23 protein-coding genes and 2 pseudogenes are annotated in these 26,430 nt (G+C 31.0%); 16 read left to right on the top strand and 9 right to left on the bottom strand.

The window, feature by feature from the left end; translation table 11 throughout:
- The first annotated feature begins 302 nt into the window (after nt 1–302).
- From dnaG to ASC36_RS00775, 3 genes are all read left to right on the top strand, one after another.
- Entirely contained in the window at nt 303–2,237 is a 1,935-nt protein-coding gene (dnaG, locus tag ASC36_RS00785) for a DNA primase (RefSeq protein ID WP_055424574.1), read from the top strand.
- 68 nt (nt 2,238–2,305) lie between these two features.
- Nucleotides 2,306–2,947: a DUF47 domain-containing protein gene (locus tag ASC36_RS00780; RefSeq protein WP_055424573.1), complete on the top strand. Its 642-nt coding sequence runs from the start codon at nt 2,306–2,308 to the stop codon at nt 2,945–2,947.
- Between the two features lie 9 nt (nt 2,948–2,956).
- Nucleotides 2,957–4,024, top strand: a complete 1,068-nt coding sequence (locus ASC36_RS00775) for an inorganic phosphate transporter (protein ID WP_055424572.1) — start codon at nt 2,957–2,959, stop codon at nt 4,022–4,024.
- Nucleotides 4,025–4,036: 12 nt separating this feature from the next.
- Here ASC36_RS00775 and ASC36_RS00770 read toward each other — a convergent pair whose 3' ends face one another.
- Nucleotides 4,037–4,468 (bottom strand): nucleoside deaminase, encoded by a 432-nt coding sequence (locus ASC36_RS00770; RefSeq protein ID WP_055424571.1) that lies wholly within the window; start codon nt 4,466–4,468, stop codon nt 4,037–4,039.
- A 20-nt stretch (nt 4,469–4,488) separates the two neighbouring features.
- Nucleotides 4,489–5,394 (bottom strand): ion transporter, encoded by a 906-nt coding sequence (locus tag ASC36_RS00765; RefSeq protein WP_245630711.1) that lies wholly within the window; start codon nt 5,392–5,394, stop codon nt 4,489–4,491.
- Nucleotides 5,395–5,622: 228 nt separating this feature from the next.
- Here ASC36_RS00765 and ASC36_RS00760 point away from each other — a divergent pair, with 228 nt between their 5' ends.
- The 5 genes from ASC36_RS00760 (at nt 5,623) to ASC36_RS00740 (ending at nt 8,881) form a co-directional block, all read left to right on the top strand.
- Nucleotides 5,623–6,099 (top strand): Lrp/AsnC family transcriptional regulator, encoded by a 477-nt coding sequence (locus ASC36_RS00760; protein WP_055424570.1) that lies wholly within the window; start codon nt 5,623–5,625, stop codon nt 6,097–6,099.
- Between the two features lie 5 nt (nt 6,100–6,104).
- The gene (locus ASC36_RS00755) at nt 6,105–6,800 is read left to right on the top strand and encodes an NUDIX hydrolase (RefSeq protein ID WP_055424569.1); all 696 of its coding nucleotides are present in this window, start codon (nt 6,105–6,107) and stop codon (nt 6,798–6,800) included.
- A gap of 116 nt (nt 6,801–6,916) precedes the next feature.
- Entirely contained in the window at nt 6,917–7,318 is a 402-nt protein-coding gene (locus tag ASC36_RS00750; RefSeq protein ID WP_055424568.1) for a hypothetical protein, read from the top strand.
- A 356-nt stretch (nt 7,319–7,674) separates the two neighbouring features.
- The gene (gene trmD / locus ASC36_RS00745) at nt 7,675–8,355 is read left to right on the top strand and encodes a tRNA (guanosine(37)-N1)-methyltransferase TrmD (protein ID WP_055424689.1); all 681 of its coding nucleotides are present in this window, start codon (nt 7,675–7,677) and stop codon (nt 8,353–8,355) included.
- Nucleotides 8,356–8,371: 16 nt separating this feature from the next.
- Nucleotides 8,372–8,881: a DUF2480 family protein gene (locus ASC36_RS00740; RefSeq protein ID WP_055424567.1), complete on the top strand. Its 510-nt coding sequence runs from the start codon at nt 8,372–8,374 to the stop codon at nt 8,879–8,881.
- Nucleotides 8,882–9,061: 180 nt separating this feature from the next.
- On the opposite strand, the gene ASC36_RS00735 is transcribed toward ASC36_RS00740, so the two are convergent.
- The 6 genes from ASC36_RS00735 to thrA form a co-directional block, all read right to left on the bottom strand.
- Nucleotides 9,062–9,916, bottom strand: coding sequence for a prephenate dehydrogenase (locus tag ASC36_RS00735; RefSeq protein WP_055424566.1), 855 nt, complete (start codon nt 9,914–9,916; stop codon nt 9,062–9,064).
- 81 nt (nt 9,917–9,997) lie between these two features.
- A complete protein-coding gene (gene frr / locus ASC36_RS00730; RefSeq protein WP_055424565.1) occupies nt 9,998–10,552 on the bottom strand; it encodes a ribosome recycling factor in 555 nt (184 codons plus the stop codon).
- Nucleotides 10,553–10,596: 44 nt separating this feature from the next.
- On the bottom strand, nt 10,597–11,304 hold the full coding sequence (gene pyrH, locus ASC36_RS00725) for a UMP kinase (protein WP_055424564.1): 708 nt from the start codon (nt 11,302–11,304) through the stop codon (nt 10,597–10,599).
- A 252-nt stretch (nt 11,305–11,556) separates the two neighbouring features.
- Complete coding sequence (gene thrC, locus ASC36_RS00720) at nt 11,557–12,852, bottom strand: threonine synthase (protein WP_055424563.1); 1,296 nt, start codon at nt 12,850–12,852, stop codon at nt 11,557–11,559.
- A 27-nt stretch (nt 12,853–12,879) separates the two neighbouring features.
- Nucleotides 12,880–13,842, bottom strand: coding sequence for a homoserine kinase (locus ASC36_RS00715; RefSeq protein WP_055424562.1), 963 nt, complete (start codon nt 13,840–13,842; stop codon nt 12,880–12,882).
- Nucleotides 13,843–14,121: 279 nt separating this feature from the next.
- Nucleotides 14,122–16,569 carry a bifunctional aspartate kinase/homoserine dehydrogenase I gene (thrA, locus tag ASC36_RS00710; RefSeq protein WP_055424561.1) on the bottom strand — a complete coding sequence of 816 codons (2,448 nt, stop codon included), beginning with the start codon at nt 16,567–16,569 and terminating at the stop codon, nt 14,122–14,124.
- 398 nt (nt 16,570–16,967) lie between these two features.
- Between thrA and ASC36_RS00705 the strand changes: the two genes are divergently transcribed.
- The 7 genes and pseudogenes from ASC36_RS00705 to ASC36_RS00680 all read left to right on the top strand — a co-directional run bounded on the left by ASC36_RS00705 (nt 16,968) and on the right by ASC36_RS00680 (nt 23,301).
- Nucleotides 16,968–17,882: a hypothetical protein gene (locus tag ASC36_RS00705; RefSeq protein ID WP_055424560.1), complete on the top strand. Its 915-nt coding sequence runs from the start codon at nt 16,968–16,970 to the stop codon at nt 17,880–17,882.
- 66 nt (nt 17,883–17,948) lie between these two features.
- Nucleotides 17,949–18,113 carry a DUF4280 domain-containing protein gene (locus ASC36_RS11010; RefSeq protein ID WP_245630710.1) on the top strand — a complete coding sequence of 55 codons (165 nt, stop codon included), beginning with the start codon at nt 17,949–17,951 and terminating at the stop codon, nt 18,111–18,113.
- A gap of 18 nt (nt 18,114–18,131) precedes the next feature.
- Nucleotides 18,132–18,416, top strand: a pseudogene (locus ASC36_RS11005) (PAAR-like protein); the annotation flags it as partial.
- Nucleotides 18,417–18,511: 95 nt separating this feature from the next.
- Nucleotides 18,512–21,268, top strand: coding sequence for a LysM peptidoglycan-binding domain-containing protein (locus ASC36_RS00695; RefSeq protein WP_055424559.1), 2,757 nt, complete (start codon nt 18,512–18,514; stop codon nt 21,266–21,268).
- 94 nt (nt 21,269–21,362) lie between these two features.
- Entirely contained in the window at nt 21,363–22,427 is a 1,065-nt protein-coding gene (locus ASC36_RS00690) for an SH3 domain-containing protein (protein WP_167336859.1), read from the top strand.
- A 52-nt stretch (nt 22,428–22,479) separates the two neighbouring features.
- The gene (locus tag ASC36_RS00685) at nt 22,480–22,692 is read left to right on the top strand and encodes a hypothetical protein (RefSeq protein WP_055424557.1); all 213 of its coding nucleotides are present in this window, start codon (nt 22,480–22,482) and stop codon (nt 22,690–22,692) included.
- A gap of 279 nt (nt 22,693–22,971) precedes the next feature.
- Nucleotides 22,972–23,301: a DMT family transporter gene (locus ASC36_RS00680; RefSeq protein ID WP_055424556.1), complete on the top strand. Its 330-nt coding sequence runs from the start codon at nt 22,972–22,974 to the stop codon at nt 23,299–23,301.
- Nucleotides 23,302–23,583: 282 nt separating this feature from the next.
- On the opposite strand, the gene ASC36_RS00675 is transcribed toward ASC36_RS00680, so the two are convergent.
- The gene (locus ASC36_RS00675) at nt 23,584–24,144 is read right to left on the bottom strand and encodes a sugar O-acetyltransferase (RefSeq protein ID WP_055424555.1); all 561 of its coding nucleotides are present in this window, start codon (nt 24,142–24,144) and stop codon (nt 23,584–23,586) included.
- 2,095 nt (nt 24,145–26,239) lie between these two features.
- Between ASC36_RS00675 and ASC36_RS11175 the strand changes: the two are divergent.
- Nucleotides 26,240–26,374 (top strand): annotated as a pseudogene (locus ASC36_RS11175) (hypothetical protein); the annotation flags it as partial.
- Nucleotides 26,375–26,430 lie beyond the last annotated feature (56 nt).

Here is a 26,430-nt window from a genome sequence, read left to right as displayed (position 1 = left end):
TAAAAAAATATAATTTTAAAAGAGCACCTGATTTTAATCAGGTGCTCTTTGTTTTTAGGTAAAAATTAATTTTATTTATCAATGGCTTATCAGGATATAAATAAAAAAAGCATCTGACGGCAATATAATTGAAGTCTTTAGTCATTTAAATAGCCAATTAAAAATCTAATTGGTAAACATTTATACTTGTGTATATAGGGTATTAAAATATCGGTGAATAAATAAGTATTTAAAAACTTAAAAGTAATCATATAAAGATTTTTTTCAAAAATGGAAATTTAAATTAACGTATTTTTGTATCTATGATTTCTAAAGAGACCATAGATAAGATTTTCTCTACGGCAAGAGTGGAAGAAGTAATATCGGATTTTATTAATCTGAAAAAATCAGGGAGCAATTACAAAGGATTAAGTCCATTTGTTGACGAAAAAACGCCGTCGTTCATGGTTTCACCTTCCAAGCAGATTTGGAAGGATTTTTCATCCGGTAAAGGAGGGAATGTAGTAACCTTTCTTATGGAACAAGAACATTATACCTATCCGGAAGCCTTACGTTATCTGGCTAAAAAATACAATATCGAAATTGAAGAAGATAATAAAGAGCTGTCTGAGATTCAAAAAGAAACACAATTAAATAAAGAAAGTCTTTATCAATTATCAGAGGTTGCCAATGAATATTATCAAAATCAACTCTGGAATACCGAAGAAGGCGCTAATATAGGAATATCTTATTTTAGGGAAAGAAGTATACGGGACGACATTATAAAACAATTCCAATTAGGTTATTCACCTAAAGATTGGGCTGCTTTTACTGATTTTGCATTTAATAAAGGATATAAAAAAGAAATACTTGAGCAATCCGGTTTAGCCATTTTTAAAGAGAGTTCGGACCAAGGATTTGATCGATTTAGAGAACGAGTAATATTTCCAATTCATAGTTTTTCGGGAAGAGTATTAGGATTTGGAGGTAGGGTTCTGCAAAATAATGTAAAAACGGCTAAATATATAAATTCGCCTGAAAGTGAAATATATCATAAAAGTCAAATTTTATATGGTTTATTTCAGGCAAAATCTTTTATCATTAAAGAAGATAATTGTTTTTTGGTGGAAGGATATATGGATGTAATTTCTCTTTATCAAAATGGTATTAAAAATGTAGTAGCCTCATCAGGTACTTCCTTAACCGTCGAACAAATAAGGTTAATAAAAAGGTTAACCAATAATATTACTGTTTTATATGACGGAGATCAAGCAGGAATAAAAGCTTCTTTTCGAAGTATTGACATGATTCTTAATCAAGAAATGAATGTTAAAGTATTACGGTTTCCAGAGGGTGAAGATCCGGATAGTTTTGCAGGAAAACACACGGCTGATGAAATAAAAATATTTTTTAAAGAAAACAGTAAAGATTTTATTCAATTCAAGACCGATGTTTTATTAAAAGAAACTAAGGGTGATCCCATAAAAAAAGCCAGTTTAATTAGAGATATTGTTGGAAGTATAGCCTTAATAAAAAATCTTATTCAAAAAGAGATCTATATAAAAGAATGTTCAAGAATATTGGATATTTCAGAGCAAGTTCTATTTAGTGAATTAGCTCAATTAACACAGCAAAACGTTCAATCAGGAGATCGTAATAAAAAACAACAAGCAGTATTGCAGCCTGTTAATAAATCTCAACAAGAAGAAATTGATTTTATCTGTAAAATTGAAGAAGATATTCTTGAGTTGATGCTTTCTTATGGAGACCATGAAATTGTAATAAACTATGTTGAAGAGGAAGAACCCTATACTACTACTGTAATAGAAGAAATTGTTCACAGGTTTAATGAAGATGATTTACAATTTACTGTAGAGTTTTACAATAAAATTTATTTGGAAATCATTGAAGGTATTGAAAATAATCAATTAAGAACAGGAGAGTATTTTGTTAAATCCCAAGAGATTGATATTACAGAATTTGCCGTAGGAAAATTGTTGAAAAAATATTCAATAAGTAATAATTGGGAACTTAAAGAAATTTATGTTCCAACATTAGAGCAGAATCTATCTAAAAATACAAAAGATGTAATACTTAAGTACAAAGCGATAAGAATTACAGAAATGAATAAAAATTTAGCTAAAGAATTAAGTTCAGGAAATATATCAGAAAAAAGAAGATTAGAAATATTTAAACAGATTATAATGTTGGATAAGCTTCTAAAACAAATACATAAGCTAGAAAATCGGATAATTTAAAAAAAGATATATGGGTTAACTTAAAATTCGATATATTTGCTTACATAAAGTAAACTAAAAAGCAAACTATGGGTATTAGTGCATTTTTTAGGTTATTTCAACCGAAAGATAAGGTTTTCTATTCTTTATTCGAACAGGTTGTTGATAATCTGGCTTCCATGTCGAAGGATATGGTAGAAGGAATGAAATCACGAGAAACTATAACTGAAGCATTTTATAAGAAAATGGAAGATTATGAACATGCTAATGATAAGTTGTCTCATAATATTTTTATAGAATTAGGTAAAAATTTTATTACCCCTTTTGATCGTGAAGATATTCATCAGTTGACTTCTGCACTTGATGACATTGCTGATATCTTATTCGCATCCTGTAAATATATATTACTATACAAATCTCCTTATATACCGGCATATTATACATTTGCAAATCTTATATATGATTGCGTATTAGAGCTACAGAAAGCTATCTATAACCTTAGAAACTTTAAGAAGCCTAAAGAAGTATTGGCATCTTGCGTAGAAATAAATAGGATAGAAAATGTTGCTGATGATTTTTTTAGTAAAGAAATGGGGGATTTGTTTGAAAGTAAAAGAGATGTATTAGATATTATAAAACTGAAAAATGTGTTGGAATATTTAGAAGACGTTACAGATAAATGTGAAGATTCAGCTAATATCATAGAATCTATTTTAGTTAAATATTCATAACCTTTTTTCATGACTTTACTAGTAACCATTGTCATATTAGCATTAATATTTGATTATATTAATGGTTTTCATGATTCGGCAAATTCAATTGCCACCATTGTATCGACAAAAGTATTAACTCCCTTTCAGGCAGTTTTGTGGGCAGCATTTTTTAATTTTGTTGCCTATTTTGTTTCTTTATATATTGTTGGAGAATTTAAAATCGGGAATACTATAGCAAAATCTGTTAATGAAAATTTTATTACTCTCGAAGTAATCTTTTCCGGATTGGTAGCTGCTATAATATGGAATTTATTTACCTGGTGGGCCGGTATTCCTTCATCTTCTTCCCATACATTAATTGGGGGATTCATAGGGGCAGCTGTTGCTCATGTGGGAGGATTTAGCAAAGCAGGAGAGACGGTAGTCAATTATCCTATAGTCATACCAATCATTTTATTTATATTCATTGCTCCTATAATAGGAATGATTGTTTCTTCAATTATTACATTATTCATTATGAATATTTGTAGAAATGCCAATCCTTACAAAGCAGATAAATGGTTTAAAAAATTACAATTGGTGTCTTCAGCAGCTTTCAGTATAGGTCATGGAGGTAATGATGCGCAAAAAGTAATGGGAATTATTGGAGCAGCCTTTATCTTCTATGAAGTGAATATTGCACACTCTACAGAATATGTTAATATGACTAGTGCGGAAAGATTTCAGCATTTCACTACCGACTATTGGTGGGTGCCCATCAGCAGTTTTATAGCAATTGCATTAGGAACCATGTCTGGAGGATGGAAAATAATTAAAACCATGGGAACCCGTATTACTAAAGTAACACCTTTAGAAGGAGTAACCGCAGAAATATCCGGTGCAATCACCTTGTTTATGAGTGAACATTGGGGAATTCCGGTTAGTACGACTCATACTATAACCGGTTCTATTATTGGTGTAGGATTAGTTAAGAGAGTTTCTGCCGTGCGTTGGGGAATTACCATTAAGTTATTATGGGCATGGGTTTTAACCATTCCGGTTAGTGCCATATTGGCAATGATAGTTTACTCAATTGTTAACTTATTTTTTAGGTAGTAAACTAAACAGCTATCTTTTTGATCCAAAAAAATTTTTTAATAATAAAGCACATTCATCTTCCAAGATGCCGGATACATATTCGGTTTTGGGATGAAGAGATAAACCTTTGGATTGAAACCCCCTTTTTTCATCTGAAGCCCCAACAACTACCCTACTTATTTGAGACCAATATAAAGCACCGGCACACATAGTGCAAGGTTCTAGAGTTACATATAAAATACAATTAGTAAGATATTTTGCACCCAGAACATTACTGGCGGCAGTAATGGCTTGCATTTCTGCATGAGCCGTAACATCTACTAATAATTCTGTTAAATTATATGCTTTAGCTAAAATTTTATTATCACTAACAATAATAGCTCCTACCGGCACCTCATCCCTTTTAAATGCATCCTTAGCCTGTTGTAAAGCAATTTTCATATAATATTCGTCTGTAAACATGATATATTATAAATTTAAAATCAACTGTTTGTTTCATTATTTTTTGCAGGCATATTCAAATTATGTCCACATTGTTTACAGTATATGGCATCAGCTTCGTTAGTTATGGTATTACAAAAATTACATTTTTTGCAGTTTAATTGATTTTTTTTTTGTCTGGTATATTCAGCAGAAAGCAAACCTGCCGGTACAGAAATAATAGAATATCCTAAAATCATAATACCGGATGCAATAATTTTACCTAAAACGGTTACGGGAGCTACGTCTCCATAACCAACTGTGGTCAGTGTAACTACAGCCCAATACATAGACTGAGGAATGCTTGAAAAACTTTCTCGATTTTGTCCCCCTTCAATCACATACATTAAAGAACCTAAAATTAGAGTAGTAATTATTATGAAATATAAGAATACGAAAATTTTACGTTTACTTTTTCGTAATGAGATTAAAAGAGAATTACTTTCATCGATATAAGTACCCATTTTAAAAATCCTAAAAATTCGTAAAAGCCTTAGTATACGTATAATGGCTAAATAATGAGATTGTACAAAAAAGATACTTAAATAGGTAGGAATTATAGATAATATATCAATAATTCCATAAAAGCTGGTTGAGTATTTTCTCGCTTTTTTTGCACTGGATACTCTTAAAATATATTCAACTGTAAAAGAGATAGTAACCCACCAATCCAATATATAAAGCCAAAAGCCAATCTTAGAACTTATATCCGGAACACTTTCAAGCATAATAATTAGAGTGCTTAGAGTGATGAAAAAGAGAAGAATAATGTCAAATATTTTACCTTTTACCGTATCAGATTCAAAAATAATTTCATAAAGTTCTGCCTTCCAGATTGCGGTCCCTTTTTTACATTCAGGAGATTTACCTATAAAAAATAATTTTATTTCTTTTACAATTTTTTTCACAACTAAATTATTAATAGTAAAAAAATTATCTTATTATTAATTAATATGATAACAAAGATAAAAATAAAATTAATTATACTTAAAATCAATGTATGGAATTGTTCATTTAGTAGCGAATTTGTTTATATTTTAAAGAATTTATATAAAAACATGTATTGGTTGAAGATTAATTTTATATATTTGTAAAATAAAGATAAATTAAATTAACAAACAATAAAGTTTTTTACCATGAAAGAGAAATTTTATATAGATGAAACTGATAAGAAAATTTTACAATTTTTGTCTATTAATACCAGAATGCCTTTTACTGAAATTGCAAAAAAAATGGATGTATCCGCCGGAACTATACATGTAAGAGTAAAAAAGATGGAAGATGTGGGGGTTATAAAAGGGACTTGTTTAAATATTGATTATAATATTTTAGGTTACAGTTTTATAGCTTATGTCGGAATTTTACTGACCAAATCAAGTAAAACCCAAAGTGTACTGGAAAAATTAGCTGCTATACCCAATGTAACTACAGCTAATGTAATTTCCGGGAAATACAATATTTATTGTAAAATTAGCGCTAAAGATGCTGAAGATGCAAAAAATGTTATTTATAAAATAGATGATATTGACGATGTATTAAGAACGGAAAGTATGATTTCTTTAGAAGAAAGCTTGAATGATCAAAACCGATTAATGGATGCCTTGTTTAAATAAAAATAATGCTTCCCGAAGAAAAAGAAATTTATTTTAAAGTAGCAATTTCTGTTTCTTTGGTTTTATTTGGTTTTGATGGTGAAATGCTGCGTATTTTACTTAGTAATGACACAAAAAAAGGACCCTTTCCAGGGGCTCCGCATCTTCCTTCTGTCTATGTGAAAGCCCATGAGGGTATTGATTCTAATGTAGAAAAATTAGTATTCTTACATACACAAAAAGACCACATATTTGTTGAACAGCTAAAAGCTTTTGCAAAAGTTTTTAATAATCCATTAGGAAGAGTAGTTAACATTGCTTATTATGCAACGGTAAAATTAGATGATGAGCTTCTTCAATACTCTAAAGAGAGAGATGAAGAATGGGTTGCATACTCTAAAATTCCAGATTTAGCTTTTGATCATAATGAAATCATTGATTATGCAAAAGAACGGTTAAAGCGTAGAGTTAAAAGAAGACCCATAGGATTTTATTTATTACCGAAGCATTTTACCATATCGCAATTACAAAAATTGTATGAAACCGCATTGAATCGAGAAATGGATAAAAGGAATTTTAGAAAAAAAATTGTTAATTCTCAATTGATTGTAGAAACAGGCTTAACTGATAATTCTTCGTCAAGAAAATCAGCAAAATTGTATAAATTTGATGAAGAAAAATATCAGAAACTTAGCTTAAAAGGATACGATTTTTTATTTTAAAATTATTACAAAAAATACATTCATAAAGATTTACAGGAGGAATATTATTCCTCCTGTATTTATTATATCTCGTTATAAAATGTTGTATATTTACTTAAGTTACTAAATAAAAAAATATGAGTAGTGATGAAGAAATTTTTGGGAAACGCCCTAAAGAATATTTTGAAGTAAGAGAAAAAAAATCAGTGGCATTTATTTTTTCTTGTCTGTACATGACTTTTATGGGGTTTATACCTATCTTCCTCGGAATTCTAGGCTTGATGAAAATTTATTTTCCCGGTGCTGATCATTGGTTTTTTATTTTAAATATCTTTTTAGGAATACTTATGATTATTGGGTCTATAGGCACATTTAATTTAAAAAAAAAGGGATTTTATCTTTTTGGAATAACCTTACTAGTTGATATTTTATTTCATTTGTCCTTAGGATTTGAAGAGCTCGACGCAATCAATGGCCTGTATTTATTTATAGGTTTTGCTTTAGTTCCCATAGTACCCAGATGGAAATTTTTTAAGTAAAATCCAGGGATTGGATTATTAGTATAGTATATAAATCATCATTCAGCTCATAAAACTAATTCAATAAATAATAATAACTATATTTTATTTTTTTCTTAGCAAGTAGGCTGCAAAAATAGATAAAGCGTATAAATTCTTTTAATTTACAGATAGAAAATTATAGTAATCAATAGTTCGTTAACAGCTATATACAAATGAAGATAGTATTTATATTTATTAAATGAATCAATAAAATATTGTAAAGTTTGTTATATTGACAAAATAGCAGACAAACAACTTTAATTATAATCACAAGTTGATACGATTAGTAGTTTAGTACTAATTTTGTGTCGATGTTATTGCCTAATAAAAAATGTATGAGAATAGATATTATAAGTGCAGTACCCCAATTATTAAAAAGTCCTTTAGAGGAATCTATCATGAAAAGAGCTCAAGACAAAGGATTAGTACAAATATATTTCCACGATTTACGTGAATATGGACAGGGAAATTATAGACAGATTGACGATACTCAATATGGAGGAGGTGCCGGTATGGTTTTAATGATCGAACCGATAGACCAATGCATTACCCAATTACGATCCGAAAGATCATACGATGAAATTATATATATGACCCCCGATGGGAAAACATTAAATCAAAAAATTTGCAACGCGCTTTCATTAAAGGAAAATATAATTATTCTTTGCGGACATTATAAAGGTGTGGATCAAAGAGTACGAGATTTATTTATAACCCGTGAAATATCTATAGGAGACTACGTATTAAGTGGGGGGGAATTAGGAGCCTGTGTACTAGTAGATGCCATCGTTAGATTGGTACCGGGAGTTCTCAATGACGAAACATCTGCTCTATACGATTCTTTTCAAGATAATTTATTGGCACCCCCGGTTTATACCCGTCCGGAAGAATATAAAAACTTGAAAGTTCCGGAAATACTTTTGAGTGGAAATTTTGCAAAGATTGATGAATGGCGAGAAGAAATGTCATATAAACACACACAAGAAAGAAGACCCGATTTATTAAATGAAAATTAGTACATAAAAAAATACCATGGATGAAATAATTAATAAAATCGAAAAAAGTGGACTCATTACTCTAGATTTAGAAGATGTGTATCCCAAGGAAAAAAGAGTATTATTCGACTTAAAAGACTATTTATATGAAGGCTTAATTTTGAGAGAAAAGGAATTTCGAGAGAATCTTTCAAAATTGGATTGGAAAATATATGAAAATACTTATGTTGCAGTAACTTGCACCTCTGATGCCATTGTACCTTCTTGGTCTTATTTATTAATCGCTACTTATTTAACAGGAGTTGCAAAATTAGTATCATTTGGCTCATTGGAGGATCTTGAGAGAGATATTTATACTGAAATTATAAAAAAAATGGATCTCGAAATCTATCAAGATAAAAAAATTATTATTAAAGGCTGTTCCCGTAAGCCTGTTCCTCAAAATGCATATTTACAACTTATTCAAAAACTTAAGCCGGTTGTCTCATCCCTAATGTTTGGAGAAGCTTGCAGCACAGTTCCTATATATAAAAAGAAAGCGTTTTAAATTATAAATTGCTGAAAATTAGGTTATTTTAAATAACTGCTTATGTTTTAATTTTAATAGAAATACGGATTAGTAAATACATACTAAATTCATCTATTTGGAGTTGAATGGAAAAATAGTAAGATAATAAAGATGTAAGAAAAATAAAACTTTTAATAGCTAAAGTTAATTACTTAAGAATTATTTTTTCTCTAATTTATCATTTATTCGATTCGCTTCTTTTATGAACTCATATAAATGTTCCATTTCTCCTCTTTCCAGATAAGATTTAAATTCTGTGAGCTTATCCAAATAAGTATCTAAGATAGGTAAAATATATTTGGAATTTTGCTCAAAGATAGGAAGCCACATATCAACGGAACTTTTAGCTAATCGGACAGTGGATGCAAAACCTCCGGAAGCTAAATTGAATATAGCAGCATCATCTTTTTCTTTTTCAAGTACAGATACCGCCAAAGCATAGGAAATAGCATGAGAAAGATGGGATACATAGCCCACATGCTCGTCATGAGCTTCAGCATCCATAAGGATTAGACGAGAGCCTAAATGATCATATACTTCGGAAACAAGGTGAACCGCCTTTGGAAATGAATCTTCGGAATTGCATATGATGGCCGCCCGATCTTTAAACAAACCGTGAAAGGCAGCAGATGGACCGCTATATTCCGTTCCTGCCATCGGGTGAGAAGGAACATAAAATTTTCTATTGGGATGATCTTTAACTTTTTCTATCAAAGAGGATTTGGTACTGCCAACGTCCATAAGTACAGAATTTGAAGGTAGTATATCCAATATATGAGGTAGAAGTTTCATGCTTGCATCTACCGGGGTGGAAAGAATTGTTAAGTCTGACGCACGAATTGCTTCTTCTATAGGCATTATGGTATTGACAATCGATAATTCCATAGCTTGTTTTTCATGAAACTTAGACTTATCAACCCCTATAATTTTGGATGCAAAGCCGCTTTTTTTAAGGTCCAGAGCCATAGACCCTCCAATCAAACCTAATCCGATGACACTTATTGTTTTTGACATATCTATGACTTCAAAGATAAAAAAAATCAGTTCTTAAAAAAAGAAACCGATTTAGTATTTTAAAAGTATGCAGTTACGGCCTTATACGGTCATGATTTCTTTCTCTTTATGGGAAAGATGTTCTTCTGCCAATTTTACATATTTATCTGTCAAGGATTGTATTTGCTCCTCTCCATTTTTCTTTTCATCTTCAGAAGCACTTTCTATCTTTTTTATGTCAGCATTAGCTTCTTGTCTCGCTTTACGAATACCTACTTTAGAATTTTCGCATTCGGCTTTTGCTTGTTTAACCAAATCTTTTCTTCTCTCTTCCGTTAAAGGAGGAATGTTGATAATTATATTTTCACCATTATTATTAGGTGTAAAGCCTAAATTAGATTGAAAAATAGCTTTTTCAATGGCACTTAAAGTTGATTTTTCCCAAGGTTGTATACTTAAAGTCATACCATCGGGAACGGAAATATTGGCAACCTGAGACAAAGGAGTAGGAGTTCCGTAATATTCAACTAAAATGTTTTGAAGCATGAGAGGATTAGCCCGACCCGCTCGTATTTTATTAAAAGCAGATTCTAAATGCTTTAGGGAGGATTCCATACTTTCTTTAGTTGTATCAATAATTAAGTTTATTTCTTCCATAATTTTCAGATAACGTTGCCTTGCAAATATAAAATATTAATTAATTAAATAGAAACTAAAGTACCAACTTCTTTACCTTCTATAATTTTTCTTAAATTTCCTTCTTTGTTCATATCGAATACAATGATAGGAAGTGAATTTTCCTGACTTAAGGTAAAAGCTGTCATATCCATGATTTTGAGGCCTTTTTTATAAACTTCATCAAAAGAAATGCTATTGAATTTTACTGCATTTTTATTTTTTTCAGGATCGGTATCATAAATACCATCTACACGAGTTCCTTTTAAGATGACTTCAGCATTAATTTCGATTGCTTTCAAAGTAGCAGCTGTATCGGTAGTAAAATAAGGGTTTCCGGTTCCGGCACCAAATATTACAACTCTTCCTTTTTCCAAATGTCTGTCGGCCCTTCTCTTAATAAAAGGTTCAGCTATCTGGTCCATTTTTATTGAAGTTTGCAAACGAGTATGTACGCCCATAGCCTCCAATGAACTTTGTAAAGCCATTCCATTAATGACAGTAGCAAGCATGCCCATATAGTCCCCTTGAACCCTGTCAATACCGGTAGCAACACCCGCAACACCTCTGAATATATTTCCGCCACCAATTACTATTGCAATTTCTACTCCCATTTCAGAAATTTCCTTGATCTGTTTAGAGTAACTTTGAAGAATTTCGGAGCTTATTCCATAGTGTTGATTTCCCATTAAAGCTTCTCCACTTAACTTTAAAAGTATTCTTTTATATTTCATGATTATCTAGCGTATTTATTATTTTTTTGACAATGAATTCGAAAAGAGGCTTGTAGCACTATATGCTTAAATAGAAGAGAAAAAAGAAAGTAAATAGATACAGAAAGTAGTATAAATAATAATGAATTCATTTATGTTAAATTTCTGTATGCAAATATAATAAGGAATTTTTTAAAATGTTATGTGAATTTTATTTTTCTCTATATCTGCCATTTTCATTTCTATGTAAGCATTAATATATTGCATATCATGTTACTTATTCATAAGAAATGTTTTTAAATCGGAAAAATTATTTTCGAGAGGTATAGCCGAACCTTTTTTGTAGTCAAGCTGTTTTACTTGCTCCGGTATACTAATTTTATTTTTTAAATTTTCAGGATATACATCCATGAATTTACAGGGATGAGCCGTAGATAAAAATAAGGTGAAATCTTCCGGTTGATTGTATTTCTTGGCTGCTAAATAAGCCACTGACGTATGAGGACAGGCTATGTAGTTATATGTATCATATAATTCTTTAATGCCGCTCATGGTTTCAGAATCGGTAAAAGAATAAGCAGATATAAAATTACGTAATGAATCTAAATTTTCATTAAATAAATCGGTAATACGTACCCAGTTGCTTGGATTACCCACATCCATAGCGTTGGATAAAGTTTGTACAGATGGTTTGGGTTCATACAAACCTTTTTGTAGATAAACGGGAACCGTATCGTTTACATTGGTAGCCGCAACGAAATGTTTTACAGGAAGACCGGCTTTATAGGCAAGTAATCCGGCACCTATATTACCGAAATTTCCGCTGGGAACTACGAAAACTATATTTTTTTTATTTTTTTTAACCGCTTGTGCGTAAGCATAGAGGTAATAAAAAGTTTGAGGCAGTAACCGTGAAATATTTATGGAATTAGCTGAAGTTAATCTTAGCTTTGAGTTAAGCTCAGGATCATTAAAAGCCATTTTAACTAAAGCTTGACAGTCATCAAAAGTTCCATTTACCTCGAGGGCTCTTACGTTTTGCCCATTAGTGGTCAATTGTTTTTTCTGTATTTCGCTGATCTTTCCTTTTGGGTATAAGATAGTTACTCTGGTACCTTCAACACCTAAAAAACCTAAGGCAACTGCACCTCCTGTGTCACCCGAAGTAGCTACCAGAATGTCCAGCATTTTATCGTTTTTATCGGATAAATATGCCATAAGTCGACTCATAAAACGTGCACCGAAATCTTTAAATGCTAAAGAGGGGCCGTGAAATAATTCTAATACCGCCAGATTGTCCTCTAATAACACCAAAGGAGCATCAAAACTGATAGTTTCATTTATAATTCTTTCTAAGTCTTTTTTAGGAATATCCTCTCCAATAAAAGAGTGGGCAATTTCTAAAGCCATTTCCTGGAAAGAATATTCCGTAATATGCCGAATAAAGAGATCCGATAACTTTGGAATTTGTAAAGGCATATACAATCCTTTATCAGAAGGAAAGCTTGTAAATACGGCTTCTTTAAAAGAAATGTTAAGATTTTTATTATTAGTGCTGTATAGTTTCATGATAGAGTAGATTATATATGATGTGATTTATGAAAGGGCAGTTGCACCCTCAGTATTTATGAATGAGAAGTAACCATTGCTTTCTATTTCGTGATCTTTAAGAAGTTCTGTAAGTTTTATTGTAATCGTTTTTGCCGTATCGATTCCTTTAGTAAAAGCAACTACCGAAGGTCCGGAACCGGAAATTCCAAAACCTAAAGCCCCACATTCCATAGCAATTTTTCTCATGGCTTCAAATTCCGGTATCAGTATGGAGCGGGTGGGTTCAATCAGCTTGTCTTGAAGACTTCTGGATAATAAATTATAATCTTCCGTAAATAAACCTGTTATCAAGCCGGCAATATTTCCCCATTGTGAAACGGCGTCTGTTAATTCAATTTTATTCTTTAAAATTTGTCTTGCTGCACGAGTCTGAACTTCTACATGAGGGAAAATAATGGAACAGCAAAGTTCCGGAGGAACAGGAAGGTTGATCACTTCCAACGGATGATAACTTCTGATTAAGGTAATTCCCCCCATTAGGGAAGGTGCTACATTATCGGCGTGACCATGTCCACAAGCCAGTTCTTCACCTTTTAGAGCAAAAGGCAATAATTCTTTTTTAGACATTGGTTCTCCTAAAAGTCGGTTAATTGCAAACAGACCGGCTATTGTACTTGCAGCACTTGATCCCAAACCGCTGCCGATAGGCATTTTTTTATGAAGTTCAATTTCAATTCCGTAATTTTTTTTACCCAAAAAATCGAGAATCATTTTCACACAAGCACTGACCGTATTTTTGTCCGGATGAGTGGGTAAAAGCCCTTGATCTCCGATTATTTTAGTGATTCTTATTCCGGGTTTGTCTACGCGTTTTAAATATACCTCATCTCCCGGTTCATTTAATGCTAAACCTAACACATCATATCCACAAATAAAATTAGCTGAAGTCGCCGGAGCAAATACATGTACACTATCTTTTTCTTTCATCGAAATTTGAAAACGTTCCATTTTTAGTTCGACAAATGTAAGCTAATTATGTTTGATATCAAAAGCCTGACTTTTTTTAAACAATATGTTTATTGGGTTGAAAATACTATAAAAAATAATACTATTTCGTTGATATATACGTCCAACTTGTTTAAATATTTTCTTATACCTTTTATTTTTCAAAAAAAGTCGATATGTTAAACCTATAAATTAATTCGTGGTAATATTAAGTCTGTAATTTTTCGTAAATTAAAATCCTATAAAATCCACTAGTAAAAGTGAATTATGTTTCTTTAATTATTAATTGGATCCCACGTTAATTAAATCAGCAAAAACTCCTGCTGCGGTAACCTCTGCACCTGCACCCGGTCCTTTTATTACTAAAGGATTAAATTTATATCGTTCCGTGGTAAAAGAAATAATATTATCACTTCCCGTTAGGTTATAAAAGGGATGAGAAGCATCAACCAATTCCAAACTGACAGAAGCTTTTCCATTTTCCAATTTTCCGATGTAGCGTAATACTTTATTTTCCATTTCAGCTTTTTCTTTCAACTCGTTGAAATAAGAATCAGATTTTTTCAATTCTTCATAAAATTCGTCAATAGAAGAAGCATTCATACAGCTTTCAGGAAGGATAGCTCCTAACTTAATATCGTTTTCTTCCATTTTATAACCGGCATCTCGTGCAAGAATCATCATTTTACGCATAAAGTCTTTTCCGCTCAAATCCTCACGAGGATCCGGCTCTGTATAACCTAACTTATGTGCTTTTTTGACTACTTCATAAAAGGATATATCGCCGATAAAATGGTTGAAGATATAAGAAATAGTACCGCTTACAATTGCCTCAATTCTAATGATTCTGTCCCCGCTGGTCATAAGATCTTTTAAAGTTCGTATGATTGGTAATCCGGCTCCTACATTCGTCTCATAAAAGAAATCTACTCCTCTTCTTCTGGCAGTATCTTTTAAATCTTTATATTCCTTATAGGAAGATGAATTGGCAATTTTGTTGCAAGTAACTACTGAAACATTGGATTCAAAAAGCTCCTTATAATACGTTCCGGTAACAGGACTTGCCGTATTATCTACAAAAATACAGTTGGAAAGATTCAAAAATTTTATTTTTTGGATAAATGTTTCCATATCGGAGGGTTCTCCACCGTTTATTCTTTCTTCCCATTGAGTTAGATCAATTCCTTCTTCATCAATGACCATTTTTCTGGAATTTGCAATTCCGGATATTTTTACCTCAATACCATTATTTTTACGTAAAAAGTTACTTTGAGCCTCAATTTGTCGTAACAGGGTGGATCCTATATTTCCGGTGCCTATGCTGAATACATGCAGCGTTTTGGTTAATTGAGTGAAAAATGCATCATGAACCGCATTGAGGGCTTTGGATATATTTTTACGTTTAATTATCACCGAAATATTATACTCAGATGAACCTTGTGCAATGGCATGTATGTTGATCCCGTTACGTCCTAAAGCTTGGAAGAGCTTACCGGATATGCCCGGGGTTTGCTTCATATTTTCACCAACTATGGCTAATACGCATAAGTTTTCTTCAACGACAAGTGGGTTTAGTTTATTGGTTTCCAGCTCTAATTCAAATTCGCTGTTGAACAATTGTTTAGCCTTTTGTACATCCTTCGGCTCAATGGCAAATGTAATGCTGTGTTCGGAAGACGATTGGGTGATAAGGATTACATTGATCTGTTCACGTGCCAATAAGGAAAAAAGTTTGCCGCTGAAGCCAATTTTACCAATCATTCCGCTTCCCGTAATATTGATCAGGCTTATTTCATCTATGGAAGAAATACCCCGAATCGGGTAAGTATTCTTGTGAGTATGTTCTTCAATTCTTGTTCCTTTAAAAGAAGGATTAAAGGTGTTTTTCAGTACAATAGGTATTTTTTTTCGAAAAGCCGGAATCATGGCAGGGGGATAAATAACCTTCGCCCCAAAATAAGATAATTCCATGGCTTCTGTATAGGAAAGTTCAGAAAGTGAAAAAGCTTTTTTCACTACGCGAGGATCAGCAGTCAGCATACCGTCTACATCAGACCATAGCTCTATTTCCTCGGCATTCAATGCAGCTGCCAGTATTGCAGCCGTATAGTCACTTCCTCCTCTTCCTAAGGTAGTGATCCGATTGTTCTCATTGGAGGCAATAAAGCCGGTAAAAAACAGGACTTGATTGGAATGTTTTTTATAAAATTCTTGCAGTAAATGTTCCGTAACCGAAGTATGCACTCGAGCATTTCCAAAATTACTGTCAGTTTTTATAAGAGTGGAGGCGTCTACATAAAGACTCTCCGAAAAATATTGTTGGGCTATTTGACTCAATAAAAAAGTGGAGCATTTTTCTCCATAACTTAAGATTAGATCTTTACTTTGAAGGCTGAGTTCCCTCAAGCTACAGACCCCTTGCAAAAGATCTTCCAGTTCATTAATAAAAATTTTAATTTGGGTAAATGCCGGATTTTGATTTTTTACCGTAATCATTTCTTTAATAACCGTAAAATGTCGTTGTTCAATTTCAATAAGTCCCTTTTTAAAATCATTTCCTTTAGAAGCAGTTTCTGCCAGTTCCGTTAAAATATTGGTAACTCCAACCATTGCTGACGATACTACTATAAATTTTTCTCCTGAAGTATATTTGTTTTGTAGAATATTAAGTACATTGTGTATACTTTGACCGGAACCGACTGATGATCCTCCAAATTTTACTATTTTCATACGATTACTATCAATTGGTTACAATTTTAGTGATTTTTTATAGGATTAAAAAATATTGCTTGAAAATGCATTTAAATAATTTATATCTGACCGGTAATGTAAGGTATGAGCTAATCATTTAAGGGGTATTAATAATTCGAAACATTGAAATTTGCTAAAAAATCTGGAGTTGATCGGTAGGCAAGTGGTTATTTTGTTCCGGTGTAATCTGCATTTTATTTTGCCTTTTTTATAGTTAAGGTATAATTAGGACTAACAAATTTGTTCACATAACACAACAACTTTCACACTTGAACCCTCAAAATAAGAGGATGAATAAAAAATAAACACTCAAATTTTTTAAAATTAGCAAAAAAAATTATATTTGAAAGATAAATATTTCTTAATTTTATAATACAATGGATGGTGTTTCTTTGTTTTTTACCCCTTACTCTCAAAATTCAAAAGAGCCTGTATTAAAGGTGGATTTTTCTTCCTTATATCATGAGTATGAAGTCGTCATAGATATGGAAAAAGAAAATACCAATACTAAAATAGAATATACAACCGGAGTAAAATATGAAAAACGTTCTCCTTCAGGAAATGCTGTAATCAGCATACACAAGCTGACCAAAACCTTTATCAATGGGATAGAAACTGACCTTATATCAGAAAAAATATCTGCATTAGCAGGCAGTATCTTTACCCCCTTACAAATAGAACTGAATCGTAAAGGAGAAGCTATTCAGTTAGCTGATTATGAATCTATTTTAAAGAAATGGAAAAAGGTACAAGAAGACCTGAAAAAAAATTATGCCGGACAGACGTTGAATAGCTATATAGAATGTATTAATCACGCCTTAAAATCTCCGGAATCGGTTTTTGAAAAACTGAAAAAGGACTGGTTTCTATCTTTGTACTGCATACCCCTGTATACCAAATATACAAATCCCCCTGAAAAAGAGATATGGAGACTTCCCTCCTTGCTAAAAGGAGAGGAAACAAGAGGATACTTTGTTTCTAAATCTTCTGAAAATTTAGAAGATTCAGACAACTCTATTTTAATTTTTGTACAAAATATAGATAATCCTGATGCTTTTGCTAATATCTATACCTTAGATAATAAGACCAAGCTGATAAAAAACATAGAAGCCGTAATTACTGAAAAAGAGGGCTATACCCTTAGGACAAAAATCCAATGTATAAAAATCCATAAAAAAGAAAAGGAAAATACCCCGATACCCGAAAAAAAGAAAGATTTTGACGAAGAAGCCGCATGGCAGAAATACCAGAGGAAGAAAAAGGGTTTTTGGGGGCGGTTGTTTGATGAATAATAGAAAAATGCCTGTTGGTAAATATAGATGAATGACTAAAAAGAGATAGAAACCTAATAAAAGACTATGAGCAAAAAATATTTTGTATGTCAGGGAGCTATTTGTCAATGTAATTTTGGAAATACACCCGACAAACTTTTAGTTAAAACCCAAAAATCTGTCTATTTGAATGACGGAGAAGGATTGTATAAACTGGCAGCTACAACCAAAGAACTGGGGCAAACCTTTTAAAAAAACACTTTCGGGAGCTGTTCTAAGAAAAATGGGAATCCTTGTATGGTTAATGTAACCGCATGGAAAGATTATAAAGACAATCAGAAAATTGTAGAAAATGATTCTTGTTTTCTGTTGGAAGACAGTGCAGCAGAATGTCCGGTAGGAGGAAGCGGCTGTATCAAGATTATTTTTCATGGTCAGGTTATCGATGTCCATTCCCAGCACTTTGAAAAATCTGATGAAACGGTATTGCAACAATTGATGCCCTTAACTGATGTAAATGAAATCATTAATGATATAGAAGATTGGGTAGAATAAAATAAGAAGTAACAACATAAGAAATAAGAATGTAAAGCATAAGTTCCTTAGGTCTTACTTTCTATTTCTAAAAACTAATAAAAAATATAAAAGTCATGCCTGAATATATTTACCTTAACCATACCGTAAAACAAGGAGAAACCCTGTGGGGAATAGCGAGGCATTATAAAGTAGAAGAACATAAGATAATTCAGTCAAATCCGGAAATAAAGATCATCCCCCAAGGAAATGGGAGATATGAAATAGCCAAGCTAAAAGAAGGACAGATACTACGAATTCCTCAAGAAAAAAAAGAAGCAAAGAGAGGCGTAAAAACCATAACCGGCAATACTATGCCCCAAGCGGGAGTAAAAGAAAAATACCGGGTAACAGAATGGTATGCGGGCACTCCTGAAAACCAACGAGATTCCACAAAAGTAAAATGGGCAGTTTATTACCAAAAAGAAGGCAAATATATACTCAAACTACAAAAAGAGATCGGAGAATTTACCTTTTACGAACAAGCCATCGGGAAAGACATTAGAGTAGTTGGCTATTTATATAGCCCCGAACTGGATAATGACAGCGCTTTGCCCATAAAAGTAGTATCTAATCCAACCCCCTCCATCACAAGCCTATCTTTGTACGACATCAATAAAACCAATCCCTTGCCTCGCAATGCGAAACTGAAACTAGGTCAGTCTCTTTATGTAGTAGCCAATACAACCAACAGTGTAGGCAAGAAAATAGAATTTACCCTACTAAAAAAAGAAGAAAAAGCAGCAGGGTCCGAATATATACCCATAACCCAAAAAACAGAAAAAGTATGTACGAAAGGCACAGCAACAACGGTATTTTATTTTGATGACCTAAGGTTATTGATGAGTGGCGAGAAAAGGCAGAAATATCGTGTAAATGCGCAATTAGAAGATTCAGAAACCACATATATATTCGAAAATGGAGTAGAAATAGAAAACCCGCGTCCCTCACAACCCACGCTCCGAAAAGAGACCGTTTTATACAAAGGCACCTCAGCCATACAAGAAGGATGGAACAAACTAAAAGAAAGCTACAAAAAACTGACCACTTCTGAAGAGCCACAAATACAAAGAGTAAGTTTATACATACCAGAAAATAAAACAAAAGTATCGTACGGAGAATATATAAAACTGAAAATAGAAGGTAAATATTTAAAAGGTCAAAATGTAGAATACACAATTTACGAAGATGACACCTATAGCAGAGAAGAGTTGGACGCAGGGGTTGTGCAGATGCAATCAGATGAACAAGAAGTAACTCTTCAGCTGACTCAAGAAATGTATAAAAAAGGCGGGACAGATTGGTATGAACTTATGGATGGAAAACATGAAATCTTTGTAAGGGTAAAATTAAAAGGGAAAACCCCAATACAAAGCACGGGAATCATAGAAGTAGATACCACGGTCATGAAAATGGAAACCATACCGGGGAACCGAGCAGTAACTACAGGAAAACCCGATAGAAAAGAAGAGAAAAAGGAAAGTAAATGCCCAAGATGCGATAAAGATATAACATTAGAAGAAATTAAAAATATATGTGTAGACAGTAAAGGCAAATGCTTAATTAAAGATGAAACATTAATTAAGGCAGCTATTCCATATTTAAATCAATATAGAAAAAAAGTAGGTATTAATACTTGTATAAGAAAAGCTCATTTTTTATCACAGATAGCTCAAGAAAGTAAATTTTATAGTACAGAAGAAAATTTTAACTATTATTGGGAGTCTCTAGTATTAACTTTTGGAGCTTTCAATACAGAGGAAGGGAAGAAAAAGGCAAAGTTGTGGGGAAGAGCTATTAAGGATAAAAATTCGAAAGGATATGTGGCTGTTTCTAAAACAAATCAAATTAACATAGCTAATTGGGTCTACAAGGATAAGAATAAAAATGGAAGTTTTAGTTCTGGGGATGGCACTACTTATAGGGGAAGAGGTTTTAAGCAAATAACATGGAAAAGTAATTATGAAGATCTATCCAATTATTTTAATAAAAATATGAAAATCGGAAATGAAGCTAATGTAGATTGGGTTAAAAATCCTTTGGATTTAACCAATAAACCTAAAGAGGCTATTACTTCTGCATTAGCTTATTGGGGTAAAAATAATATAAATAGTGTTGCTATAAAAAAATCAGAAGAATGTGTAAAATCTGTTACTAGAAAAATAAATCCAGCTTTAAAAGGACTTAATGAAAGAATCAGATTTTTTAAAAAAGCTGTTGATATTTTAAAAGTAGATGAATGTTTAAATGGAGTAAACAAGAGTAATAATAATGGTAAAGGAACTATAGTTGTTATATCTGGAATTGGAAATAAAATAAAAAAATCATGGGTTGTTTATGAAACAAATGTTTACAAAGATATTTCCCTTGAATCATATAAAAAACTAAAAAAGGATAGTAAATTACCTAAACCTAATTATAGTACATACCTTGCAAGAGATGCACATGGAGAAAAATATGGGAAGCATTCAAATAAAAGATACGGACCTAAAAATGAAACTCCTCCGGGTGAATATTTCTTAATTCCAGGTGTTTCTGGACAAAAATACAAAATGTATATTAGTAGTAATGGAACATCTGCTTCAATTAATGGAATTAATGGGATTAGAGGTGGGATTGCTATACATCAATATAGTCCTAAATATGCAATTGGTTGTCTAACAACAATTACTGGGAAAGATACTACTATTATCAATGAGCTTTTAGAAACTTTGACTGATTTACCTTTAAAAGATAATAAACCTGTAAGAATAATCATTGAAGAGCGTCTTGTAAAAGAAGAAACTTGGGAAGATCCAAAAATTGGTACAATTAAATGGACAGGAATTTTATAATTTATAAAGAATGAAATATATTTTCTTAACTCTAACAATATTCTTTTTTTACTCATGTAAAGGGCAAAAGGATAAAATCGATAATAAAAATACAATGAATACAAACAATAGAGAAAATGCTCCTTATAATGTTTATAAGGATGGAGAATTGGAAGTTAATTATGATGAAGTAATTACTAAAAATAAGAATCAAATTAAAAAAGAATTTCAAAAGTACAATTACCAATATCCCTCTATAAGTTTATTTATTGAAAAAATAAAATACTACTACAGTTTTGATATTAATAAGTATAAAGATACAACAGTAGTTTTAGATCAGAGCCTATCTCCCGTTATAGCTATTAAAGATTTACCCGCCCTTTATGTAGATAATCTTGAAGGAGAAGTAGATGGATTAACTTTACTCAATTACAATCAATTTATTTTTTATGATAGCAAAACAGCTCTACTATGGTTAAAAAAAGAAAGACCGGATTTAATTATAGATTTGGTAAAAACTTTTGGATTTGATAAGGATGATAATATTTTAAAATTTGTATTTGGTAATGTTGATTTTAAAAATAAATTTGCTTTAAAGGAATTAATTTTTGAAGAAAAAGATAATCTATATACTTTAAGAAATCATCTAGTTAAAAAAATCAGGAAAGTTGAATATAATAATCAAATAATTAATTCTTTTTCAGAAACAATTCAAGGTGATTTCTATTATACACTGTCTGATATTATTAAGGAAATGGCCGATACACCAAATGATTATAAAAATAATAATTATACAACAGCTTTTCTATTAAATGAATTAGCTCTATCAGGCATAACTGGATATATTGATTATTTTTATGAAAATTATCCTGCTTATAAAGAAAGCATTATAAATAATGGTTTTTACAATTTAAAAATGCTAAGAGAGTATACAGAAAAGGTTTATGAAAATAATAAATCTAATTTAGATAACAATGATATTTCTATTGTTAATTACATTCAAGACCCAGACGGCTATACGAATTTACGCAAAGAAAAAAGCACAAAATCAGAAATAGTTCAACAGCTCAAAAACGGAGAAGAAGTAGAAGTTCTAAATACATCAGATAAATGGTATTTAATAAAAACCAGAGAGGGAAAAGAAGGATATGTATATTATGATAGGATAAAAATAAAATAAAACATTTATACAGAACTTAATTAATAGAGAATAGGGAACTTTAAAATAGTTAATGGAAACCATACCGGGGAACCGAGCAGGCACAGCATTAGCCCCGAACTCTAAGAACTATACCGCCCCTAAAGACCCAAACGGAACACCCAAATGCAAACCTACCAAAGAAATATTTAAGGTTAATGACTGTATTTTACTCAGCTCAGAGAAAAAAGAGATGAATATAAAAAAAGGGAAAAAGAGCACCTTGGCTGAAAATTGTCTTGGATAAATCTAAAAATTAAAGAAAAAAAACAATCTTTTCTACAAAATTGAGTTTCAATTTATCGTAAGAAAGGTACAAGTTATAAAGGAATATAAGCTTTATGGTATGTATTATTCTTTTGCCGGTTGAAATCTTTAAAAATCAACTTCATCTTTTGGAACACAATGTCCAGTGGTTTCAGACACATTTATAAATTATAAAACATAGAAACTCATAAAACTTAATAAAAAAATAAATATTTATTTATTTTTGTGACGAAAAATAAAAGCTTATAGATAAAAAATTATGAATTGGATACTCTTAATTATCGGCGGTTTATTTGAGGTCGGATTTACTTTTAGTTTAGGACAAGCAAAAAATTCACAAGGAAATGCCGTGTATTATTGGTATATCAGCTTTTTAATCTGTATGATTTTGAGTATGTTACTATTGATTAAAGCCACACAAACCCTTCCTTTAGGTACTGCTTATGCAGTATGGACCGGAGTTGGGGCAGTGGGTACGGTGTTGTTAGGGATATTTGTATTCAAAGAACCGGCAACTTTTTGGAGAATATTTTTTATTATCACGCTGGTTAGCTCAATCGTAGGTCTCAAAATGGTTTCGAACCACTGAATATGTTTGAATTATAATTATACTTTTTTATTGATAAAAAGTTTTCTCTATTATTTTTTTCAATAAATAATAGCCTATTTTTTATATTTAAATTTGTAAAGTGTTTTTATATACTTTAGAATATAATTTCTTTAACCGATCATTATTCAATTAAACTCTTAACAATATAATTCACATAATCATTTTGTCAATTGAAGCAGTAAAGTTGGATGTTAAGTCTCTCATTTTAATTAACAGATCCTTATCATGAAACAAATTACTGTCAATTTCTTTTTACTATTTTCAAATTGTTTTTATGATTTTTGCTGGTATACCTCCAACAATTGTATTATCAGGTACATCTTTCGAGACGACTGATCCTGCTGCAACAACAGAATTTTCACCGATTGTTATACCCGGGAGAATAATAGCTCCGGCGCCAATCCAAGCGTTCTTTTTTAAATGGATATGTCCGACTTTTAATGAATGCCTATCCTTAGGAGAAACCGGATGTCCTTCAGATAATAGGTTTACATTAGGAGCAATGAATACATCATCGTCAATCGTAATGCCACCTAAGTCCAAAATGCAACAGTTGAAGTTGATAAATACATTCTTGCCTATTTTAATATGTTTTCCATAATTGATGTACAAAGGAGTAAACACAGTCACGCTTTTATCAATTATGCTATTTGTTATCCTACTTAATAGTTCTCGGATTTGGTTAGGATCTGAAGAATTGTTCATCTGAATCAAAAGCTTTTTTGTTTCATAAGATGCTTCGCGCATTTTATAAGCTTGTGGGTCATCAGGATGAACGGTTTCTCCATTTCTTAAACGTTCAAAAATATCTGTTTTACTCATGTTCTAATCTATTTATGCGGTTGAAAAATATTTATAAACCCTATCAGCGATAAAAAGAAAATTAAAATTATTCTTATACTATAAAACAAGATAAGGTCTTGCCAAAATAAGATGCTCTTGATATTTAATAGCTGAAACTATTTTATACTTACAAAGTTACGATAAAATGAATGAGTTGTCAACTGAGTCACTCATTTTAATTTTTCGACAGGCTCATTCCTTGCCACATCTATCTTCTTTCTAAGGTATCCTTATAAATCGCGTATGCTGCAAACAAATTGAAAAATTTTGAATCCTTAATTAGATAACAGAAGTATAAATCGGATACTCTTAATTATCATTGGTTTATCGGATATTGGATTTACAATTAGTTTAAAACCAGTAAAAAAATTTTTAAGGAAATACTGTGTATTATTGGTATGGAATCTTTTTAAACTATATGATTTATAGTGTGTTACTATTAATAAAAGTATGTACTGTGTCGTTAGGAATATTGGTGTTCAAAGAATCGGTAACTTTTTGGATAATATTTTAATTATTACGTTAATGAGCTCAATTATAGTTCTAAAATTCATTTCGAACCATTAAAATAGATTGTTATACTTGCTTTTGATGAATTCCTGTATATATAATATGGTAAATTCACTTTCAAAAATTTTTCAGATACTAAGATAAATTTTATCAACGAATTAGGCACAACCCCTGTAATACTACACATAAAAGAATTTATAATTAATCATTGAGTAGATTATGTTTTTATAAAATAAAAAAGCAACTAACCTTTATTCAGTTAATTGCTTTTTATTTTTGTACGGATGAAGAGAGTTGAACCTTATAATTCTTTTATATTTGATTATTATTAAATATATTTATATAAAATGTATAAATCTAAATTGGTGTAAAATAATCTAATTAAATACTTTATAATCTTGCAAATATCATGCATATTCTTGCTTTTATATTAGCGTAATTTTAAATCACAAAATCAAGGCTAATATTAATCCTTTCTATCAAAGGCAAAATAAAACAAGGTAGTAGAAATCGAATTTTAAGAGCAATAATCAGAACTTTAATAGCTTTGAACAAAACAGAACCAAGAGACTGGATTGAAAATATAGTTTTTGCTATAAATCGTGATAAAATGAAAAATCCTTTATCAGCGATATAAGTTATGCGAATAGTAGACAGAACTAACAAAAACTATTGATGTGATAAAATAATTATCTAATGCAACTAAAAGGTTTTTCTTTAATAAATATTTACAATTAATCAAATAATCAAAGGATAAAAAAATCCTTTGTTGATGCATAAGTAAGGGGAATCTTTGAAATCTCAGATTATAATCAGAGAAGGATTAAAAAAATTCGGAGTATGAAGAATAGGTGAAAAAAGCTTCAAAAAAGTAATAGAACTTTTAGGATTAAACAAGAAAACAGTTTATAAATATTATAAGGGAATGGTAAATGAACTGAGAATTAAATAGCGACAGCCCTTGTTTTTGCCCTGCACAATTAACAAATTACGTCATTTGATTATGAAAAGTTAGTATAAATTCACTTTGAAAGAAAATATTCCAAAATTGTTGGGTTGTGCTGCTAATATAACTACACTTATCAAAAGAAAATTTCAAAAATTTTAACGAAAAGCTAAATTGTTATTTTATATCTTCTTTTTATCTAAAATCATATAAATATTATTCATATTGAAGTAATATTTTATTAAATTAACAATAATGTAGCTATAATAAAATAAATAAAAAAAATATTAATTATATAATTTTAATATATTTATTGTTTTTATTTATATTTATTTTATATTTGTATGCTGTATTTATAATATTAGTTCGATTTTATCGCAAATATTAAATATATAAAAAATGAAAAAAACTAATCAAGAAAGAGAAAAAAGAATTGAAATTGGACAAGAAATTAATTACCAATTTAAATCAAAAAGAAATGGAAGTCATTAAAGGTGGAAATAAATCTTTAAATGAATCTTTAGATAAATCAATAACTATATCAATTACTGTTACTGTAACATACAGTTGGACTTGGTCTTGGTAAAAACAAATTAAACTTCAAAAGCCAAAGAGTTAAAATTAGATAAGAAACTAATCACCAATTTGAATCAAAAGGAAATGGAGATGATTAAAGGTGGAGCTAACTCTAATAATAATGAATTTTTAACAATAACATTGACCATTACAATTACAATCACCATTACAATTTAAAAAAAATTAAACATGATTTGAGTACAGTTATTCTAAATTATTTAGAGATAATTGTG

It is taken from the genome of Apibacter mensalis, assembly GCF_001418685.1.
GTDB classification, from domain to species: Bacteria; Bacteroidota; Bacteroidia; order Flavobacteriales; family Weeksellaceae; genus Apibacter; species Apibacter mensalis.
Note: the sequence above shows the minus strand (reverse complement) of the source record. Positions and strands in the feature narration are given on the sequence as shown.

Excerpts from the sequence above, each read along its gene's own strand:
- pyrH (WP_055424564.1), bottom strand. The coding sequence starts at position 11,304 with ATGAAATATAAAAGAATACTTTTAAAGTTAAGTGGAGAAGCTTTAATG.
- ASC36_RS00715 (WP_055424562.1), bottom strand. The coding sequence starts at position 13,842 with ATGGAACGTTTTCAAATTTCGATGAAAGAAAAAGATAGTGTACATGTA.
- ASC36_RS00695 (WP_055424559.1), top strand. The coding sequence starts at position 18,512 with ATGCCTGAATATATTTACCTTAACCATACCGTAAAACAAGGAGAAACC.
- ASC36_RS00755 (WP_055424569.1), top strand. The coding sequence starts at position 6,105 with ATGCTTCCCGAAGAAAAAGAAATTTATTTTAAAGTAGCAATTTCTGTT.
- ASC36_RS00680 (WP_055424556.1), top strand. The coding sequence starts at position 22,972 with ATGAATTGGATACTCTTAATTATCGGCGGTTTATTTGAGGTCGGATTT.
- ASC36_RS00750 (WP_055424568.1), top strand. The coding sequence starts at position 6,917 with ATGAGTAGTGATGAAGAAATTTTTGGGAAACGCCCTAAAGAATATTTT.
- ASC36_RS00740 (WP_055424567.1), top strand. The coding sequence starts at position 8,372 with ATGGATGAAATAATTAATAAAATCGAAAAAAGTGGACTCATTACTCTA.
- dnaG (WP_055424574.1), top strand. The coding sequence starts at position 303 with ATGATTTCTAAAGAGACCATAGATAAGATTTTCTCTACGGCAAGAGTG.
- trmD (WP_055424689.1), top strand. The coding sequence starts at position 7,675 with ATGAGAATAGATATTATAAGTGCAGTACCCCAATTATTAAAAAGTCCT.
- ASC36_RS00690 (WP_167336859.1), top strand. The coding sequence starts at position 21,363 with ATGAATACAAACAATAGAGAAAATGCTCCTTATAATGTTTATAAGGAT.
- ASC36_RS11010 (WP_245630710.1), top strand. The coding sequence starts at position 17,949 with ATGAGCAAAAAATATTTTGTATGTCAGGGAGCTATTTGTCAATGTAAT.
- ASC36_RS00685 (WP_055424557.1), top strand. The coding sequence starts at position 22,480 with ATGGAAACCATACCGGGGAACCGAGCAGGCACAGCATTAGCCCCGAAC.
- ASC36_RS00780 (WP_055424573.1), top strand. The coding sequence starts at position 2,306 with ATGGGTATTAGTGCATTTTTTAGGTTATTTCAACCGAAAGATAAGGTT.
- frr (WP_055424565.1), bottom strand. The coding sequence starts at position 10,552 with ATGGAAGAAATAAACTTAATTATTGATACAACTAAAGAAAGTATGGAA.
- ASC36_RS00770 (WP_055424571.1), bottom strand. The coding sequence starts at position 4,468 with ATGTTTACAGACGAATATTATATGAAAATTGCTTTACAACAGGCTAAG.
- thrC (WP_055424563.1), bottom strand. The coding sequence starts at position 12,852 with ATGAAACTATACAGCACTAATAATAAAAATCTTAACATTTCTTTTAAA.
- ASC36_RS00760 (WP_055424570.1), top strand. The coding sequence starts at position 5,623 with ATGAAAGAGAAATTTTATATAGATGAAACTGATAAGAAAATTTTACAA.
- ASC36_RS00775 (WP_055424572.1), top strand. The coding sequence starts at position 2,957 with ATGACTTTACTAGTAACCATTGTCATATTAGCATTAATATTTGATTAT.
- thrA (WP_055424561.1), bottom strand. The coding sequence starts at position 16,569 with ATGAAAATAGTAAAATTTGGAGGATCATCAGTCGGTTCCGGTCAAAGT.
- ASC36_RS00705 (WP_055424560.1), top strand. The coding sequence starts at position 16,968 with ATGGATGGTGTTTCTTTGTTTTTTACCCCTTACTCTCAAAATTCAAAA.
- ASC36_RS00735 (WP_055424566.1), bottom strand. The coding sequence starts at position 9,916 with ATGTCAAAAACAATAAGTGTCATCGGATTAGGTTTGATTGGAGGGTCT.
- ASC36_RS00675 (WP_055424555.1), bottom strand. The coding sequence starts at position 24,144 with ATGAGTAAAACAGATATTTTTGAACGTTTAAGAAATGGAGAAACCGTT.